The organism is Pseudomonas sp. MDT1-16, from assembly GCF_054898115.1.
Genome location: NZ_CM142717.1, coordinates 3,950,984 through 3,967,149, shown reverse-complemented (window position 1 = coordinate 3,967,149; position 16,166 = coordinate 3,950,984). Strand labels below are relative to the sequence as shown.

18 protein-coding genes are annotated in these 16,166 nt (G+C 61.5%); all 18 read left to right on the top strand.

What is annotated here, in order from left to right; translation table 11 throughout:
• Positions 1-15 precede the first annotated feature (15 nt).
• Positions 16-1,968 carry a YncE family protein gene (locus tag ACYZT3_RS18110; protein WP_282381158.1) on the top strand — a complete coding sequence of 651 codons (1,953 nt, stop codon included), beginning with the start codon at positions 16-18 and terminating at the stop codon, positions 1,966-1,968.
• 12 nt (positions 1,969-1,980) lie between these two features.
• Positions 1,981-2,637: an SCO family protein gene (locus tag ACYZT3_RS18105; RefSeq protein ID WP_282381160.1), complete on the top strand. Its 657-nt coding sequence runs from the start codon at positions 1,981-1,983 to the stop codon at positions 2,635-2,637.
• Positions 2,634-3,260: an SCO family protein gene (locus tag ACYZT3_RS18100; RefSeq protein WP_282381161.1), complete on the top strand. Its 627-nt coding sequence runs from the start codon at positions 2,634-2,636 to the stop codon at positions 3,258-3,260. Before ACYZT3_RS18105 ends, ACYZT3_RS18100 begins: the two co-directional genes overlap by 4 nt.
• 9 nt (positions 3,261-3,269) lie before the next feature.
• A complete protein-coding gene (locus ACYZT3_RS18095; RefSeq protein ID WP_462030415.1) occupies positions 3,270-4,820 on the top strand; it encodes a cytochrome c/ABC transporter substrate-binding protein in 1,551 nt (516 codons plus the stop codon).
• Positions 4,821-4,835: 15 nt separating this feature from the next.
• Positions 4,836-5,789, top strand: coding sequence for a peptidylprolyl isomerase (locus ACYZT3_RS18090; protein ID WP_462030414.1), 954 nt, complete (start codon positions 4,836-4,838; stop codon positions 5,787-5,789).
• Between the two features lie 222 nt (positions 5,790-6,011).
• A complete protein-coding gene (locus ACYZT3_RS18085) occupies positions 6,012-6,539 on the top strand; it encodes a response regulator (RefSeq protein WP_282381167.1) in 528 nt (175 codons plus the stop codon).
• 84 nt (positions 6,540-6,623) lie between these two features.
• On the top strand, positions 6,624-8,330 hold the full coding sequence (locus tag ACYZT3_RS18080; protein ID WP_282381169.1) for a GspE/PulE family protein: 1,707 nt from the start codon (positions 6,624-6,626) through the stop codon (positions 8,328-8,330).
• Complete coding sequence (locus ACYZT3_RS18075) at positions 8,311-9,114, top strand: hypothetical protein (RefSeq protein ID WP_282381171.1); 804 nt, start codon at positions 8,311-8,313, stop codon at positions 9,112-9,114. Before ACYZT3_RS18080 ends, ACYZT3_RS18075 begins: the two co-directional genes overlap by 20 nt.
• A gap of 1 nt (position 9,115) precedes the next feature.
• Positions 9,116-9,661, top strand: a complete 546-nt coding sequence (locus tag ACYZT3_RS18070; RefSeq protein WP_282381173.1) for a PilN domain-containing protein — start codon at positions 9,116-9,118, stop codon at positions 9,659-9,661.
• Positions 9,648-10,196 carry a GspMb/PilO family protein gene (locus ACYZT3_RS18065; RefSeq protein ID WP_462030413.1) on the top strand — a complete coding sequence of 183 codons (549 nt, stop codon included), beginning with the start codon at positions 9,648-9,650 and terminating at the stop codon, positions 10,194-10,196. Before ACYZT3_RS18070 ends, ACYZT3_RS18065 begins: the two co-directional genes overlap by 14 nt.
• On the top strand, positions 10,196-10,714 hold the full coding sequence (locus tag ACYZT3_RS18060) for a hypothetical protein (protein ID WP_282381178.1): 519 nt from the start codon (positions 10,196-10,198) through the stop codon (positions 10,712-10,714). Before ACYZT3_RS18065 ends, ACYZT3_RS18060 begins: the two co-directional genes overlap by 1 nt.
• Positions 10,711-12,540 carry a secretin N-terminal domain-containing protein gene (locus tag ACYZT3_RS18055; protein ID WP_282381181.1) on the top strand — a complete coding sequence of 610 codons (1,830 nt, stop codon included), beginning with the start codon at positions 10,711-10,713 and terminating at the stop codon, positions 12,538-12,540. Before ACYZT3_RS18060 ends, ACYZT3_RS18055 begins: the two co-directional genes overlap by 4 nt.
• 2 nt (positions 12,541-12,542) lie before the next feature.
• Complete coding sequence (locus tag ACYZT3_RS18050; RefSeq protein ID WP_282381183.1) at positions 12,543-13,016, top strand: type II secretion system protein; 474 nt, start codon at positions 12,543-12,545, stop codon at positions 13,014-13,016.
• 4 nt (positions 13,017-13,020) lie between these two features.
• Positions 13,021-13,395, top strand: coding sequence for a type II secretion system protein (locus tag ACYZT3_RS18045; RefSeq protein WP_282381185.1), 375 nt, complete (start codon positions 13,021-13,023; stop codon positions 13,393-13,395).
• Positions 13,370-13,915, top strand: coding sequence for a type II secretion system protein (locus ACYZT3_RS18040; protein ID WP_462030412.1), 546 nt, complete (start codon positions 13,370-13,372; stop codon positions 13,913-13,915). The genes ACYZT3_RS18045 and ACYZT3_RS18040 overlap by 26 nt, the downstream gene beginning before the upstream one ends.
• The gene (gene csgE / locus ACYZT3_RS18035) at positions 13,912-14,304 is read left to right on the top strand and encodes a curli production assembly/transport protein CsgE (protein WP_282381189.1); all 393 of its coding nucleotides are present in this window, start codon (positions 13,912-13,914) and stop codon (positions 14,302-14,304) included. Before ACYZT3_RS18040 ends, csgE begins: the two co-directional genes overlap by 4 nt.
• Positions 14,301-14,720: a curli assembly protein CsgF gene (locus ACYZT3_RS18030; protein WP_282381191.1), complete on the top strand. Its 420-nt coding sequence runs from the start codon at positions 14,301-14,303 to the stop codon at positions 14,718-14,720. Before csgE ends, ACYZT3_RS18030 begins: the two co-directional genes overlap by 4 nt.
• Before the next feature lie 31 nt (positions 14,721-14,751).
• A complete protein-coding gene (locus ACYZT3_RS18025) occupies positions 14,752-15,618 on the top strand; it encodes a CsgG/HfaB family protein (protein WP_282381193.1) in 867 nt (288 codons plus the stop codon).
• The last annotated feature ends 548 nt before the right edge of the window (positions 15,619-16,166 follow it).

Genomic DNA, 16,166 nt, shown 5'->3' with positions numbered 1-16,166 from the left:
AAGGGGAGAAGCATTATGAACAGGACCATCATAGTGGCCGTTTGGGCGCTGGTTGTAGGATTGGCGCTGATCTGGCTGGGGGTATGGCGCGCGTTGCAGCCGATTATGCTCAGCGACGTGACACTGCCGAGAACCTGGAGCAAAAACACGCTTGAGCGCGACGGGGTGTCGGTGGCGCTCGAGGTGCGGCCGTTGGCGGAGGACAGCGTGCTGCGCGAGGGGGGATTCGCCGACGTACGTTTCCGGGTCACTGACAGCGCTTCGGGCCAACCCTTGTCGGGCGTGAACCCTGGGGCCTGGCTCGATCCGGAAACCGTTGCCGCCGACCAGGCTCAGGGCCGGGAGCACAGCTGCAAATCCCGGGTCGGGGTGTTTCTGAAATCAAGCATTGGCGCGCGGCCGTTGCTCGACCTGAACAGCTACTTCCTGCTGGTGATGAACCGCGATGCCAGCGTCTCGGTGGTCGACCCGTCGGTGTCGGTGGGCGGGATCACCAGCACGATGGCGCGGATTGATATCAAGCAGCCGCCAATGGACTGGGTGACGCCCCGTGACAACAAGCGGGTGTTCGTTTCGATGCCAACGGCCGCTGAGATTGCGGTGATCGACAGCGAGCAATTCAAGTTGATCGACTCGGTTGCCGCTGGCAGCAACCCGGTGCGGCTGGCATTGCAACCGGACGAGCGTCTGCTGTGGGTCGGCAACAACGCGAAGTCGACCGAGGAGTCCGGGGTGACGGTGATCGACACGCGCAGCCTCAAGACTCTCAAGCACCTGGCCACCGGTGCCGGGCATCACGAAATCGCCTTCAGCAAGGACAGCCGTTTTGCCTTCGTCACCAACCGCGATGATGGGACGCTGAGCCTCATCGACATCGCCAGCCTGACCATCAGCCAGCAACTGCAAACCGGCTCGCACCCGTTGTCAGTGGCGCACTCGCCGCTGTCCCAGGCGGTGTATGTCGCCGATGGCAAGGACGGCACGGTGACCGTGGTCGACACCGCAAGCCTCGCGGTACGGCGGGTGATCAAAATGAAACAGGGCCTGGGCCCGATGGGCTTCAGTGCTGACGGTCGTTTCGGCATCGTGCTCAACACCCTGGAGAACCAGGCCTCGGTGATCGACGCGGCCACCGATTCGTTGATCCATGAACTGAACGTGTCCACCGAACCCTATCAAGTGGTGTTCACCAAGGCCTATGCCTACATTCGCGGACTGGCCTCGGCCAAGGTCACGATGATCAACCTGTCATCCCTCGGCGAGGGCCGCACGCCCATCAGCCAGAGTTTTGAAGCCGGGCCTCAGGCGCCACGGTTGGCGGGTGATTTGCCGTTGGCATCGAGCCTGGCCGTGTCGCGGGACGACAACGCGGTATTTGTGGTCAACCCGGTGGACAACACCACCTACTTCTACGCCGAAGGCATGAACGCGCCGATGTCCGGCTACCCCAATCGCGGGCAAGTGGCGCGGGCGGCGATGGTCATCGACCGCAGTCTGCGCGAAGTCGAGCCGGGGCTGTACAGCGCCCGGATCAAACTGCCCACCGCCGGACGTTTCGACGTGGCCTTCCTGCTGAACCAGCCGAACATCATCCATTGCTTCACGGCATTGGTTGAGCCGGATAAAAACCTCAGCCAGCACCCGGGTGTGCCAAAGGTGGAGTTCATGCTCGACAAGTCCACGGCCGCCCTTGGTAGTCCTTACGTGGTGCGCTTTCGCATCGTTCAGGGCAAACAGAAGGTCCAGCGCAGCGGGGTCAAGGACGTTCAGGTGCGCTACTTCCGGGCCCCGACGTCCCGGGCCCGGCAAGTTGCCGCGCTGGAAGTGGGCGACGGCGTTTATGAAGCCCCGGTGACCCTCGACCAGAACGGCGCCTGGTACCTGCACGTGCGCGCGGCGTCGCTGGGCGCGAGTTTCGACGACAAGACTTTTGCCAGCGTTCGGGTCCTGCCCGGCGATGCCCACTAAAAGGAGTTCGACATGAACCGATTCGCACACCGTGGATTGCTGACGTTCTGCCTGTTGGCCGCCGGCATCGGTCAAGCCCTGGCCCACTCGCCGGATGAGCACGCCGGTCACGAAATGCCGGCCAAAAGCGCCCGTTCGGAAAGCGCCCAGGTCAAGTTCGCCGATGTGGCGCTGGTGGACCAGAACGGCAAACCAGTGCGCCTGGAAAAAGACCTGGTCACCAACAAGATCGTGGTCATGAGCTTCATCTACACCCGTTGCACCACGGTTTGCCCGGTGGTGTCGTCGATCATGGGCAAGGTGCAAAAACAGCTGGGTGCCCGGGTCGGCAGCGAGGTGCAGCTGGTGTCGATCAGCATCGACCCGCAGCGCGATGACGCCAAACGCCTGAACGACTACGCCCGCAACTTCCAGAACGGCCCGGGCTGGAGCTGGCTGACCGGCAGCTCGCAGTCGATCAACGAAACCCTCAAGGGACTGGGCGCCTTCAGCGGGGACTTCAAAAGCCATCAGCCATTGATTCTGGTGGGGGATGGCAACAGCCGCCACTGGACCCGCTACTACGGCTTCACCGACCCGAAGGTGCTGGCCCGTGAAGTGGAGAAACTCAGCGGTCAGCGCAACGTCCACGCCAAGCACACGGCCATCGCGATGGAGCAGAAGCCATGAGAGCCCTCGACTGGATCACCCTGACGGTTTGCTTTTGCATGTTCAGTTCGCTGGCGCTCGCCCACGAAGGGCACGAAGAGCCGGCACCGGCGGTGGCCGCCGTTGCCGCACCGCCAGCCAGCGGCACGCGCGATGCAAAAACCTGGTTCACCGACACGCCGTTGCAGGACCAGAACGGCGAGACCCTGCGGTTCTACAGCGACGCGCTGCAGAACCGCGTGGTGCTGCTCAATGTGATTTTCACGAGTTGCAACGATGCCTGCCCGCTGATCACCCGCAAGCTCAAGGAAGTGCGTGAGGTGCTGGGCGACAAGGCTGACGGCATCACTTTTATCTCCCTTACCAGTGATCCGCTGCGGGACACCCCGGCGGTACTCAAGGCTTACACCTTGAAGCAGGGCGTCGATGGTCCCCACTGGCTTTTTCTTACTGGCGACAAGGCGCAGATGGACCTGGTACTGGGGCGCATCGGCCAGATCGTGCCGACCCCCGAGCAGCATTCAACACAACTGATCGTGGGTGACGTGGCCAACAAACGCTGGAGCAAAATCCGTCCCGATGCCCCGGCCGCCGCCATTGCCCAGCGCTTGCAATTGCTGACAATGCCTGTGGCCGGCCGTTGAGCCTGCGCCATGAAAACCTCACTCATCCTCGGCCTGTTACTGCTCAGCGGTCTCCATTTCGCCGCCGAAGCGTTGCCGCTGAGCCCCAACGAAAGCGCCGGTAAACGGCTGTATCGCGAGGGTGTGTCCGGCACTGGCGAGCCGATCATGGCGCGGGTCGGGGCGGCGGACATACTGTTGCCGGCCACCAGCCTGCCGTGCGCCAACTGCCACGGCGCCGATGGCCTCGGGCGGCCCGAAGGCGGGGTGCGACCGCCGGATCTCAGCTGGTCGCGGCTCACCAGCACTTACGGTCAGCAGCAAATCAATGGCCGTCATTACCCGGCGTATACCGAAGGTACGTTGGCGCGTGCCATTCAGGAAGGGCGTGATCCGGGCAACAATCGGCTCGATCCGGCGATGCCGCGATTCGTCCTGTCGACGAATGATCAGCGCAACCTCACGGCCTACCTCAAACGCGTGGCCGATGACCGCGACCCCGGCCTGACCCCCGACAGTCTGCACCTGGGCACGTTGTTGCCACGCCAGGGACCGTTGAGCGAGGAGGGTGCCACGGTGGCGGCGGTGCTCAAGGGCAGCGTCGCGCGAATCAACGAAGCGGGCGGGGTTCATGGCCGGCAGTTGCGCCTGACCATCGTCGATCCGGGCCCGGACCGAGCCAGTGCCGAGCAGGCGCTGGATCAGTTGATCGAGCAGGAACAGGTGTTCGCCCTGATCGCGCCGCTGGCACCGGCACTGGACCTGGACCTGGCCGCGCGCCTGGAGCGGGCCGGCATTCCGCTGATCGGACCGCTGTCGTTGCTGGGCACGGCGCAGGCCAGTCGGCAGATTTTCGAGCCGCTGCCGGGTTTGCGCGAGCAACTGATCGCCCTGGCCGATTACGCCACCGACAATTTGCGGGTGCTCCAGGGACCGACGCTGATCCTCTATCCGGACGAGCCGAGTCAACGGCTGGCAGCGCAGAACCTCAGCCAGTACCTGCAAGATCACGCCTGGCAAAAGGTCAGTCTGAAAACCTACGACTCGGCGCAGGATGAACTGCCACTGGGCTCGCGTTCGGTGTTTTACCTGGGCAGCGGCGGCGGTTTCAGTCGCCTCGCCGAGCGCTTGCAGGAGGCGGGGCAAGTGCCTTACCTGTTCGCCGCGTCGAACCAGGTGGCGGGTGATCTGTTGCAGGTGCCCAGTGCTTTTTCCCGGCGGGTGTTTCTGGCTTATCCGTTCGTACCCAGTGACTGGACGCTGGCCGGACGCCTGGCCCTGACCCAATTGCGCAAGCACCAGGGGCTCGGCGGTCAGCATGCAGTGCTGCAAGTCGGCGCGTTCAGTTCGATGTTGCTGCTCAGCGAAGGCATGAAACAGGCCGGGCGCGACGCCAGCCGCGAGAAACTCATCAGTGCGCTGGAAGGCCTGCGCGACTTCGATACCGGGCTGACCCCGCCGATCAGCTTCGGCCCGGGCCGCCGCCTGGGCTTGAGTGGCGCGCATATCGTCACCGTGGACTTGCCCGACCAGCGCTTTTATCTGGTCGCACCCTACAAACCTATTGCTGCTACACCCTGACTGGAGGTCTCGATCATGACGTTCAAGACTCTGCTGCTCCTGCTCACGATGTGGGTTCCCGTGGCGTTCTGTAGCGATGGCCCGGCCGCCGCGCGGGTCAATGGCGAGGAAATTTCCGAGTTCCGCCTGGAGCGCTATTTCGCCGAGTACCTGGAGGACCAGGGCCGGGCGCTGGGCAGCCTCCGCAATCCCAAGGCCTACAAGCAATTGCGTCAGGCGGCACTGAGGGCCTTGATTGACAAAGAATTGCTGTGGCAGGAAGCCGTCAAGCGCGGGGTGGTGATCAGTGACGAGGTGGTGCAAAGCCAGGTCGATCAGACCCGGCAAGCCATGGGCGGTGCCGACGTGTTCACCCGGCGCATGGAAGACGCCGGTTTCGACGAGGCCGCGTATACCGAGTACACCCGCCGCGAACTTGCGGCCCAGCAGGTGTTTGCCGACCTCGCCAAGGTCGCCGGGCCAGACGAAAAACAGGTCCGCGCGTTCTATGACGAGCATCGCGCCGAGATGAGCCGGCCGGAAGAAATCCAGGCACGGCACATTCTGATCAAAGTGCCTCAAGGCGCTGATTCCGCCACAGTCGAAGCAGCCCGGCTACGCTTAGAGGAGATGCAGGTGAAAATCAGTCAGGGTGAGGACTTTGCCAGCGTGGCCCGGGCCGGTTCCGAAGACGCTTCTGCGAGCGAGGGCGGTGATCTGGGCTATTTCCCTCGCGGGCGGATGATGCCGGAATTCGAAGCAGTGGCCTTTGCCCTGGCACCGGGGGCTGTCAGTACACCGGTGCGAACACCGCTGGGCTGGCATTTAATCTACCTACAGAACCACTTGGAGGCGACCGATGTCTCAGAGGTGCAAGGGCTTGAAATGGTCAGGGCTTACCTTGCCCGACAGCAACAGGCTCAAGCTCGTCTACAGGTGCTCGCGCAGCTGCGATCAAGCAATCGAATCGAACGGATTGACGATGATTGAAGGTTCCCCCCCAATAGTGGGGGAAAGCTTCCAGGGATATCCGAGCGCTTCCCCGCCTTTGGGGGATGGAGATTCTGGACGAAATGGTTTTTTCATGAAAATCAAAGACGTGCAACGGTAAAAAAACCGGCGCTCAGCCTGGCATGAAGTGTGCGTTAGCCCCATTGAAGGCGCGTACTCCCAGGGCTGGAACATCGGACCTGCGGTTTCAAGGAGTCGACCTTGTTAAACAAAGTACTGGTTGTCGAAGACGAACAGCTGCTGGCGGAAAACCTTCAGGGTTACCTGCAGGCGCAAGCGCTGGAAGTCCGGATAGCTCACAACGGTGAATCTGCAATCGGTGAAGCCGAACGCTTTTTACCCGATGTGATGGTGTTCGATTACCGCTTGCCCGACATGGAAGGCTTTGAGGTGCTCGATGCTGTCCGCCAGAACAGGAAGTGTCATTTTGTGCTGATTACCGGGCACCCAACCGCTGAAGTCTGTGAGCGGGCCCGGCAACTGGGCGTCAGCCATATCCTGTTCAAACCGTTTCCATTGGCGGAATTGGCCCGAGCGGTCTGCGACCTTCTGGGGATGGAGCGCGGACCCAGAGCGAGCATGTCCGAGGGATTCGTCGAACGACGCCAGAGCAGGACCGAGAGTTTCCCGCTGCAGTTGTACGACGGCAGTTGGGTGCTGGCAGATCGTCGACGAAGTCTATCGACCTCCATGGCACCAGACGACGAACAATTGCTCACCGGGGAGTAGTGGCGCGACAAGACGTTCCGGCATCCGCCGCAATGGCCTGCCGCGTCGACAGGGCTCAAAGCCCCCGGCGTTGGAGAGCATGCCATGGACCGTCTATCCCTTGCCGTCGAACCGGCGCTGTTGGACTGTGTACCGTCTCGATTTTCCAGTGAGCAACTGGCCCAGGCCAGGGCCAGGGCCACCCGTTCCGGCGAACGTATCCTGGAAGCCCTCGGGGTGTTGTGCGAACTGGCCCCCATGCCTTTCATCCAGTGCCTGGGCGCTACCCTGTATTATCCGGTGCTCGACACCGACGCCTTGTTTCAGGCCACCCCGGTGTTCGATCGGGTCACCCTGGCCCAATGCCTCAAGCGCGAATTCATCCTGCTGCGTCACGACGATGCGGTCATTGGTGTGTTTGCCGACCCGTTCGACACGACTCGCCTGGCCTGGATCGACGACTGCCTGCACGGCGCGTCGCTGTACCTGGTGCATGCCGACGACCTGAAGGCCTACCTGGCACGCCACGAAGAGAGCTTCCACGCCGTGGAATCGCTCAACGCCCAGGCCGACGCCAATATCGAAATCGATACCCTGCAAAGCCTGTCCCTGACCAGCATCAGCGAAGACGCCAGCGTGGTGGTCAAACTGGTCAACTCGACCCTCTACGACGCGCTGAAAATGCACGCCAGCGATATCCATCTGGGCACCACCGGCAGCGGCCTGGTGATCAAGTACCGGATCGATGGTGTGCTGAACAACATCAGCAAAATCCAGGGCAGCGAATTCGCCGAGCAAGTGATTTCCCGGGTCAAGGTCATGGCCGAACTGGACATCGGCGAAAAGCGCGTGCCCCAGGACGGTCGCTTCAAGATCGGCATCAGCGGCCGGCAGATCGACTTTCGGGTCTCGATCATGCCGAGCATTTTCGGTGAAGACGCAGTGTTGCGGGTCCTCGACAAACAGGACCTGGCCGACAAGGTCTGCGGCGTGCAGTTGCAAGCCCTGGGCTTCGAAGACGAAACCCTGCGCCATCTGCGTCGGCTGGCGGCCGAACCTTACGGCATGGTGCTGGTGACCGGCCCCACCGGTAGCGGCAAAACCACCACGCTGTACGCGATGATCACCGAGATCAACCACGGCGTGGAAAAGATCATCACCATTGAAGACCCGGTGGAATACCAATTGCCGGGCGTGCTGCAAATCCCGGTCAACGAAAAGAAAGGCCTGACCTTCGCTCGTGGTTTGCGTTCGATCCTGCGCCATGACCCGGACAAAATCATGGTCGGTGAAATCCGCGACCCCGACACCGCACAGATCGCCGTGCAATCGGCGCTCACCGGGCACCTGGTGTTCACCACCATTCACGCCAACAACGTGTTCGACGTGATCGGTCGTTTCACCCAGATGGAAATCGACCCTTACAGCCTCGTCTCCGCCCTCAATGCCGTGCTGGCCCAGCGCTTGATCCGACTGGTCTGCGCCAGTTGCAGCGCGCCGAGCAACCCGACTGACGAAGAACTGCGCGCTTCGGGCCTCGATCCGCAACAGGTTGATCACTACCACTTCGTCCACGGCAAGGGCTGCGGCCATTGCCGGGGCACCGGGTATCGCGGGCGTACGGCGATTGCTGAACTGCTGCACCTCGACGACGAGCTGCGGCAAATGATCGTCGAGCGCCAACCCATTTCGAAAATCAAGGCCCTGGCTTGCAGCCGTGGCTTACGCCTGTTGCGCGAGTCGGCACTGGAGCTGGTTGCAAATGGGCGGACCACGCTCGAGGAGATCAATCGTGTCACTTTTATCTCGTGATCGTTTTGTCGCCGTGCTCGGCGCCAGTGGTGTCGGTCTGGGCCAGCGCCGCGGCAGTGGAACCCTGTGGCTGGGCAGCGTCGGCTTTATCGACGAAGGCTTCCATGCCTGGGCGGTGGCGCTGGAAACCCTCGACCGTCTGCTGGCCGAACACACCCGTCCCGGTGACGAATTGAGTGTGGTGATCTCGGGGCACTTCAGCCGCTTCTGTCTGGTGCCCTGGAGCGAACAGATCAGCAGCCCTGCCGAATTGCTCGGTTTTGCCCAACTGTGTTTCGAAGACCTTTACGGTGTGCCGACTCAACCCTGGAGCATGGTGCTGTCGGCTGAACCGGCGGGCTACGACCGGGTCGCCACCGCACTGCCGCAAGACTTGCTGACGCAGCTGCGCACGCAGGTCGCCGCTCGTGGCCTGCGCCTGCGTTCGGTGCAGCCGTACCTGATGGCGGCGTTCAATCATTTCGATAAAAGCTTCGACGCCGACGACTTCCTGTTCGTGGTCGCCGAGCCGGTGCGCAGCGTCTTGCTGCTGGCCCGGGAAGGGCGCTGGACATCGGTGCGTTCGGTGGGCAGCAGCGACAGCGACGCCGCACTGACGGCATTGATCGGTCGTGAAAACCAATTGCAGGCGTCCACCAGCGACCGGCCGCTGAGCGTTTATCTTCATGCGCCGGCGCGCATTGACTCGCACCCTGACGTACCCGGCGTGCACTTGCGCACCCTCGAAGAAGACCGGACATCCGTACGCGATGGCTTGTACGTCATGTCCCGCGCGGTGGCCTGATATGCGCGCCCTGATGCTCGATTTCCAGCCGCCTCGCCGCTCGGGCCCTTTGGGCTGGAGCCTGCTGGCCGGTGGCGTGGTGCTGACGCTGACCTGCTTGCTGGTTCAGCAGCACCTCAGTGAACAGGCCGCGCAACAGCAAGGCCATTTGCAAACCACCCAGCGCGGTCTCACCGGCGACACCGGCAGCAAGGTCAGCCTGACCCCGGCCGAAGCCCGCGAACAGGCGCACAACCTGGCCGAGATGCGCAAGGTGTCCCAGCAATTGCGCCGGCCTTGGGAGCGCCTGTTCGCCATGCTCGAAGCCATGCCCCGGGACGACATTGCTTTATTGACCCTGACCCCGGATGCCCGCAAAGGCCAGGTGCGAATCAGCGCCGAAGCGCGGGACCTGGAAGCCATGCTCGACTTCCACCGCAGCCTCGAAGCCAGCGACGAGCTGTCCGATGTGTCGCTGCTCAGCCACGAAATCGTCGCGAACGTGCCGGAACACCCGGTGCAATTCAACCTGTCGGCTACCTGGGAGATTGGCGATGCAAATCCCTAGATTGATCGTCCACGAATACCTGCAAGGCTTGGGCATTCCCGGCCTGGCAGGGCTGGCGATGTTGCTGCTGGCGCTGGTGTATGGCCTGGTCGGCCTGATGCCTGACTGGCAGTCGCTGCAAACGCTCAGCCAGCAGACTCGCGAAGCCGGCGAATACCTGGCCAACGTCGAAGACGGCACGGTTGCCGCTCCGGTGGTGCCGCAACGTCAGCTCGACGATTTCCGCAGCAAGTTGCCGTCCCAGCCTCAGGCCACCGTGGCCATCGACAAGATCTACGCGCTGGCAGCCCAGGAACACATCACCCTGGCGCGTGGTGAATATTCCCTGGGCATCGACCCCAAGACGCACCTGGCCCGGTATCAGATTCTGCTGCCGGTGCGCGGCAGCTACCCGCAACTGCGGCGCTTCCTGCATGCCTTGCTCGGCCAGTTGCCGGCGGTGGTGGTGGAAGACGTGGAGTTCCAGCGTAAAAAAATCGCCGACACCGACCTCACCGGGCGGATCCGCATGACCCTTTACCTGTCGAGGTCATGATGAATACCAAACGCGTAGTGGGCTGGGTGGCGTTCTTCGGCATGGCGGTGGCGCTGACCTGGCTGCCTGAATATTTCACGTCGTCGCAGGAGGGCGATGCTTCGGTTGCCGCCCTGGCTACCCCGGCTAAAAGCAAAATCCGCGGTGCACTGCCCGCCACGGCAGCCGGTAAAACTGCGGCGGCAGTCAAGGACCTGGGCCCGGCTGGCGACCTGTTCGCCGCCCGCAACTGGAAGGCTGCGCAGCAGCTTGCCACTGTCACCGAACAACCCGTCAACCTGACCCCGGTCGTGCAAGCCCCCAGCGCACCACCGATGCCTTTCCAGTTCATTGGCAAGCTGAGTGACCGTTCGGACCTGCAAGTGTTTTTGCAGAACGGCGAAAAAATATACGTCGTACGCAAGGGGGATGTGATCGACGAAACCTGGCGGATAGAAGGGATTTCCGATGTGGAACTCAGTTTTGTCTACCTGCCTCTGCATTTGTCTCAGACTTTGTCTGTGGGGAGCACGCAATGAACAGATCCCGTTTGCTGTTGAGCCTTTGCCTTTGTGCAGGGTTGGCCGCGTGCAGTTCCGCGCAGGTCGCCAAGCAAGAGGCGACCGACCTGATGGAGTCGGGACAGTACGAAGCCGGTTTGGCCCGCATCCAGGAAGGGCTGAAGGAGAACCCTCGCAACACCGAGCTGCACCTGGCCCTGAACAGCAGCCGTGCTCGTGCAGTGACGGCGCTGTTGACCCAGGGCGACATGGATCGCGCTCAGCGTGATTTCGCTTCCGCCCGCCTGAATTACGGCCGGGTGTTGACCGTCGAACCGAACAACCGCCGTGCCCAGGACGCGCTGCGTCAGCTCGATCACATGCGCAGCCTGGATGAAAAACTCGAATTGGCCCGTGGCGACCTGCGTCGCGGCGACATCTACGGTGCCGACCGTCAGGTGAAACAAATCCTCGATCTGGACCCTAAAAATGAAGGGGCGCTGGAGCTGCAAAGCAACGTCCGCCTGGTGCAAAGCCGCAACGTGATTGCGTATCCACAACTGCGGACCCGTCTCGACCGTCCGGTGACCCTGGAATTTCGCGACGCCAACTTGAAAACCATCTTCGAAGTGCTGTCGCAGGTCGCCGGTTTGAATTTCATCTTCGACAAGGACCTGCGCCCGGACATGAAAGCCACGATCTTCGTGCGTGACGTGCGCATCGAAGACGCCGTGGAATTGCTGCTGCAACAGAACCAGCTGCACCAGAAGGTGGTGAACGAAAACACCTTGCTGATCTACCCGGACTCGCCGCAGAAGCTCAAGGATTACCAAGAGCTGGTGATGCGCACCTTCTACCTGACCAGCATCGATGCCAACACCGCGCTGAACATGATCAAAACCATGCTCAAGACCCGCGACGTGTTCGTCGATGAACGCCTCAATACCCTGACCATGCGCGACTCTGAAGACGCGATCCGCATGGCCGAAAAACTCCTGCAATCGCAGGATCAGTCCAACCCTGAAGTGGTGCTGGAAGTGGAGGTGATGGAAGTCGCGACTCAGCGGATTCTCGACCTTGGCCTGCAATGGCCGAACACCTTCGGCGTGGTCAACAGCGACGGCTCGGCCGTGACCCTGCTCGATCAACTCAAAGGCATCAACTCCAGCCGGATCTCCATCTCGCCGTCGCCGCAGGCCAAGATCAACGCCCAGGACAACGACATCAACACCCTGGCCAGCCCGGTGATTCGGGTCAGCAACCGCGAACAGGCGCGCATCCACATCGGTCAGCGCGTGCCGATCATCAGCGCCACCTCGGTGCCCTCGACTCAAGGCCCGGTGATCACTGAAAGCGTCACCTACCTGGACGTCGGTCTGAAGCTCGAAGTGCAGCCGACCGTGCATTTGAACAACGAAGTGGCGATCAAAATTGCTCTGGAAGTGAGTAACGCCACGCCACTGGAACCGACCCGTCAGGGCACCATTCCGGTCCAGGTCGATACCCGCAACGCCCAGACCACCTTGCGTCTGCATGACGGCGAAACCCAGATCCTCGCCGGCCTGATGCGCAACGACCATGGCGCCACCGGCAACAAGATCCCCGGCCTTGGCGATATTCCCGGCCTGGGCCGCTTGTTTGGCAGCAACAAGGACACCGTCGGCAAGTCGGAGCTAGTGCTCTCCATCACCCCGCGGATCGTGCGCAACCTACCGTACCAGAGCCCGTCGGACATGGAGTTCACCACCGGTACCGAAACCAGCATGCACATTCAGGCACCGGAGCGCGGGATGGACTCGGCGATTCGCTCAGAGACCCTCAGTGCTCCGGTTGCCTCCACCCACGGTGTCGTCGAGAAGCCTTGATCATGAACGCCTCGCAACGCGGTTTTACCCTGATCGAAGTCGTGGTGACGCTGGCCCTGATCGGCTTGCTGGCCGGCATGGCCGCGCCGCTGACCGAGACCGTGGTGCGCCGGGGCAAGGAGCAGGATCTGCGCGCAGCGCTGTACCAGATTCGCGATGCCATCGACGCCTACAAACGTGCTTTCGACGCCGGCTACATCGAGAAATCCCTGGACAGCAGCGGCTACCCGCCGAACCTGCAAGTGCTGGTGGACGGTGTGCGTGATGTACGCAGCGCCAAGGGGGCCAAGTTCTTCTTTTTACGGCGCGTGCCCCATGACCCGCTGGCGCCGGTCAAGCGTGACGACGACGGTGGCTGGGGCGTGCGCTCCTACGACAGTACGGCTCAAAACCCGCGCGAAGGCGAAGACGTCTTTGACGTTTACTCCAAGGCTCGCGGCAAAGGTCTCAACGGCATCGCCTACCGGGAGTGGTGAGATTATGCGTCGGGAAAAGGGGTTTACCCTGCTGGAACTGATGGTGGTCATGGCAATCATCGCCACCCTGATGACCATCGCGTTGCCACGTTATTTCAACAGCCTCGAGGTCTCGAAAGAGACCACGCTGCGCCAGAGCCTGTCGGCCATGCGCGAAGCACTGGATCACTACTACGGCGACACCGGGCGTTATCCCGATTCCATCGAGCAGCTGGTCGAGCAGCGTTACCTGCGTAACCCGCCGATGGACCCGATCGCTGAACGCAAAGACCTTTGGGTGCTGGTGGCGCCGCCTGACGGCGTCTCGGGTGGGGTCGCCGATATCAAAAGCGGAGCCATAGGGAGGGCGCGTGATGGCAGCCTGTATTCGGAGTGGTAAGCCTTCGAACGAGGCCGGTTTCACTTACCTGGGCGTGCTGTTTCTGATCATGTTGATGGGCCTGGGCCTGGCCAGCGCTGGCGAGTTGTGGTCCACCGCCTCGCGCCGTGATCGTGAACGCCAGTTGCTCTGGGTCGGTACTCAATATGCCCAGGCATTGCGCAGCTACTACCGCAGTTCACCTGGCGTGGCTCAGTACCCAAAAGAACTGGCGGACCTGTTGCAGGACGAGCGTTTTCCGTCGCCCAAACACCACTTGCGCAACCTGTACCCGGACCCGATCGGGGGTGGCGAATGGACGCTGATGCGCGGTTTCGACGGGCGCATCACCGGCCTCAACAGCCCCTCCACGGACACGCCGCTCAAGCAGGCGGATTTCCCCACGCAATGGTCGGACTTCACCGGCATGGCGAGTTACAAGGACTGGCAGTTCGTCGCCGAGAAGGCCTTCCTCGAGGGTGCGTCCGCGCCGAAAGGCCCCTCCAAAAACGCCTCAGGCGTTGGGGCGGTGATGCCATGAACAGACACTGGCTACCGGCCCTGGTTCTGATGCTGATGACGTCCTTCGTGTCGGCCGCTGAAGAGGACGAAATGTTGGGTTTTATCGTCGACGACACGATCTCGCACATCGGCCACGACTTTTATTACTCGTTCAGTGAACGCCTGCGCGCCACCAGCCCGATGGACTTCAACCTGGTGGTGCGCGAACGTCCTTCGGCACGCTGGGGCAGCCTGGTGACCGTGGAATATCAGCAACGATTGGTTTATCGGCGCTTCCTGCCGCCGAACACCGTGGAGTTGAAGGACGAGGCCTATGAGGCTGCCGATCTCGTCCGCGTGCAGATCGTCCAGCGCAAGCTGGAAGCCTTGTTGCAGGACACCACCGACCTTGAGAGGGACGAACTATGAACATTGGAGCTTTCTCGCAACGCACGGGCATGTGGTTACTAGGGTTGGGCAGCTGTGGGCTGGTCCAGGCCACGGAGCTGGTCTACACACCCATCAACCCGTCGTTTGGCGGCAACCCGTTGAACGGGACCTGGTTGCTCAACAACGCCCAGGCGCAGAACGACTACGACGACCCGGACTTGAAGGACCGTGCATCCGTGGCCGGCGCTTCGGCCCTGGAGCGTTTCACCAGCCAGCTGCAATCACGACTGCTAGGCCAGTTGATGGACAACATCTCCGCGGGCAATGCCGGGAGCCTGACCACCGACGCTTTTGTTGTGAACGTCATCGATGACTCCGGCGCACTGACTATTGAAGTGACCGACCGAGCGACCGGTGAAGTTTCCGAAATCCAGGTGAATGGCCTGGCCCCTTGACGGGGATTTGGGTCGATGGGGAGTTAAGGACATGAAAAAAATAATTGCGCTAGGACTGATGTTGGCGGCATTACAAGGGTGCAGTTTGCGCGAGCCGATGGGGGCCGAGCAGGACACCGAATCACCGACCCTGACACCTCGGGCGTCGACCTATTACGACTTGCTGAACATGCCACGACCCAAGGGCCGGTTGATGGCGGTGGTGTATGGCTTCCGGGATCAGACCGGGCAGTACAAACCGACCCCGGCCAGTTCGTTTTCCACCAGCGTGACCCAGGGCGCGGCCAGCATGTTGATGGATGCGTTGCAGGCCAGTGGCTGGTTTGTGGTGCTGGAACGGGAAGGGCTGCAGAACCTGTTGACCGAACGCAAGATCATTCGCGCCTCGCAGAAAAAGCCCAATACGCCGGTGAATATCCAGGGCGAGTTGCCGCCGTTGCAGGCTGCCAATTTGATGCTGGAGGGCGGGATTATTGCCTATGACACCAACGTGCGCAGTGGCGGGGAAGGGGCGCGGTATCTGGGGATCGACATTTCCCGGGAGTATCGGGTGGATCAGGTGTCGGTGAACCTTCGTGCCGTGGATGTGCGCAGTGGGCAGGTGTTGGCCAATGTGATGACGAGCAAGACTATCTACTCTGTTGGGCGCAGTGCCGGGGTGTTCAAGTTTATCGAGTTCAAGAAGTTGCTGGAGGCTGAGGTGGGGTACACCACGAACGAACCGGCGCAGTTGTGTGTGTTGTCGGCGATCGAGGCGGCCGTTGGGCATTTGCTGGCGCAGGGGATTGAGCGGAATTTGTGGCAGGTGGCGGGGGATAATTCTTCGGCTGACAACAATGCGACGCTTGACCGCTACCTGGCTCAGAACAAGGTTGTGCCTGAGGGTGAGGAAGAGTGAACCGAGGCGGCCTTCGGGCCGACCTGGTTTTTGATCTTTTGATCTTTTGATCTTTTGATCTTTTGATCTTTTGATCTTTTGATCTTTTGATCTTGGCGGCCTGATAGCCGACCAAGCTCTGGCAGATGTAACCTGACCAAACTGTGAGAGCTGGCTTGCCTGCGATGGCGACCTGATTGCCGACCTATTTCTTTCAGGTGTACATATCCATTTCTGCGGTAACGGCCGCTAATGGTTTCGCTTTTACAGCGAGTCCCTTTTTCAAACGCCAAAAAGGAACCAAAAGGCTTCGCCCCAGCGTTCGGTCCCTCGCTTAGGCTCGGCGTTCCTTCGTTCCGGCATTCATCTGGGGGCATCGCCTCCGGTTGGCTTCGCTTCAACCTCCTCTCGATGTGTTCGACTGCGTCGAACGGCGCTGCGCGCCTGCCCCCAGATGAACACCTCCACTCAGCCTCCCGAAGGGGCGGGCAGATCAAGATCAAGAGCTGCAGGCGAGCTAACGCTCGGCCTGTTGAGTGGTGGATTACGGCTGTGGGTTTGTGTTGTGC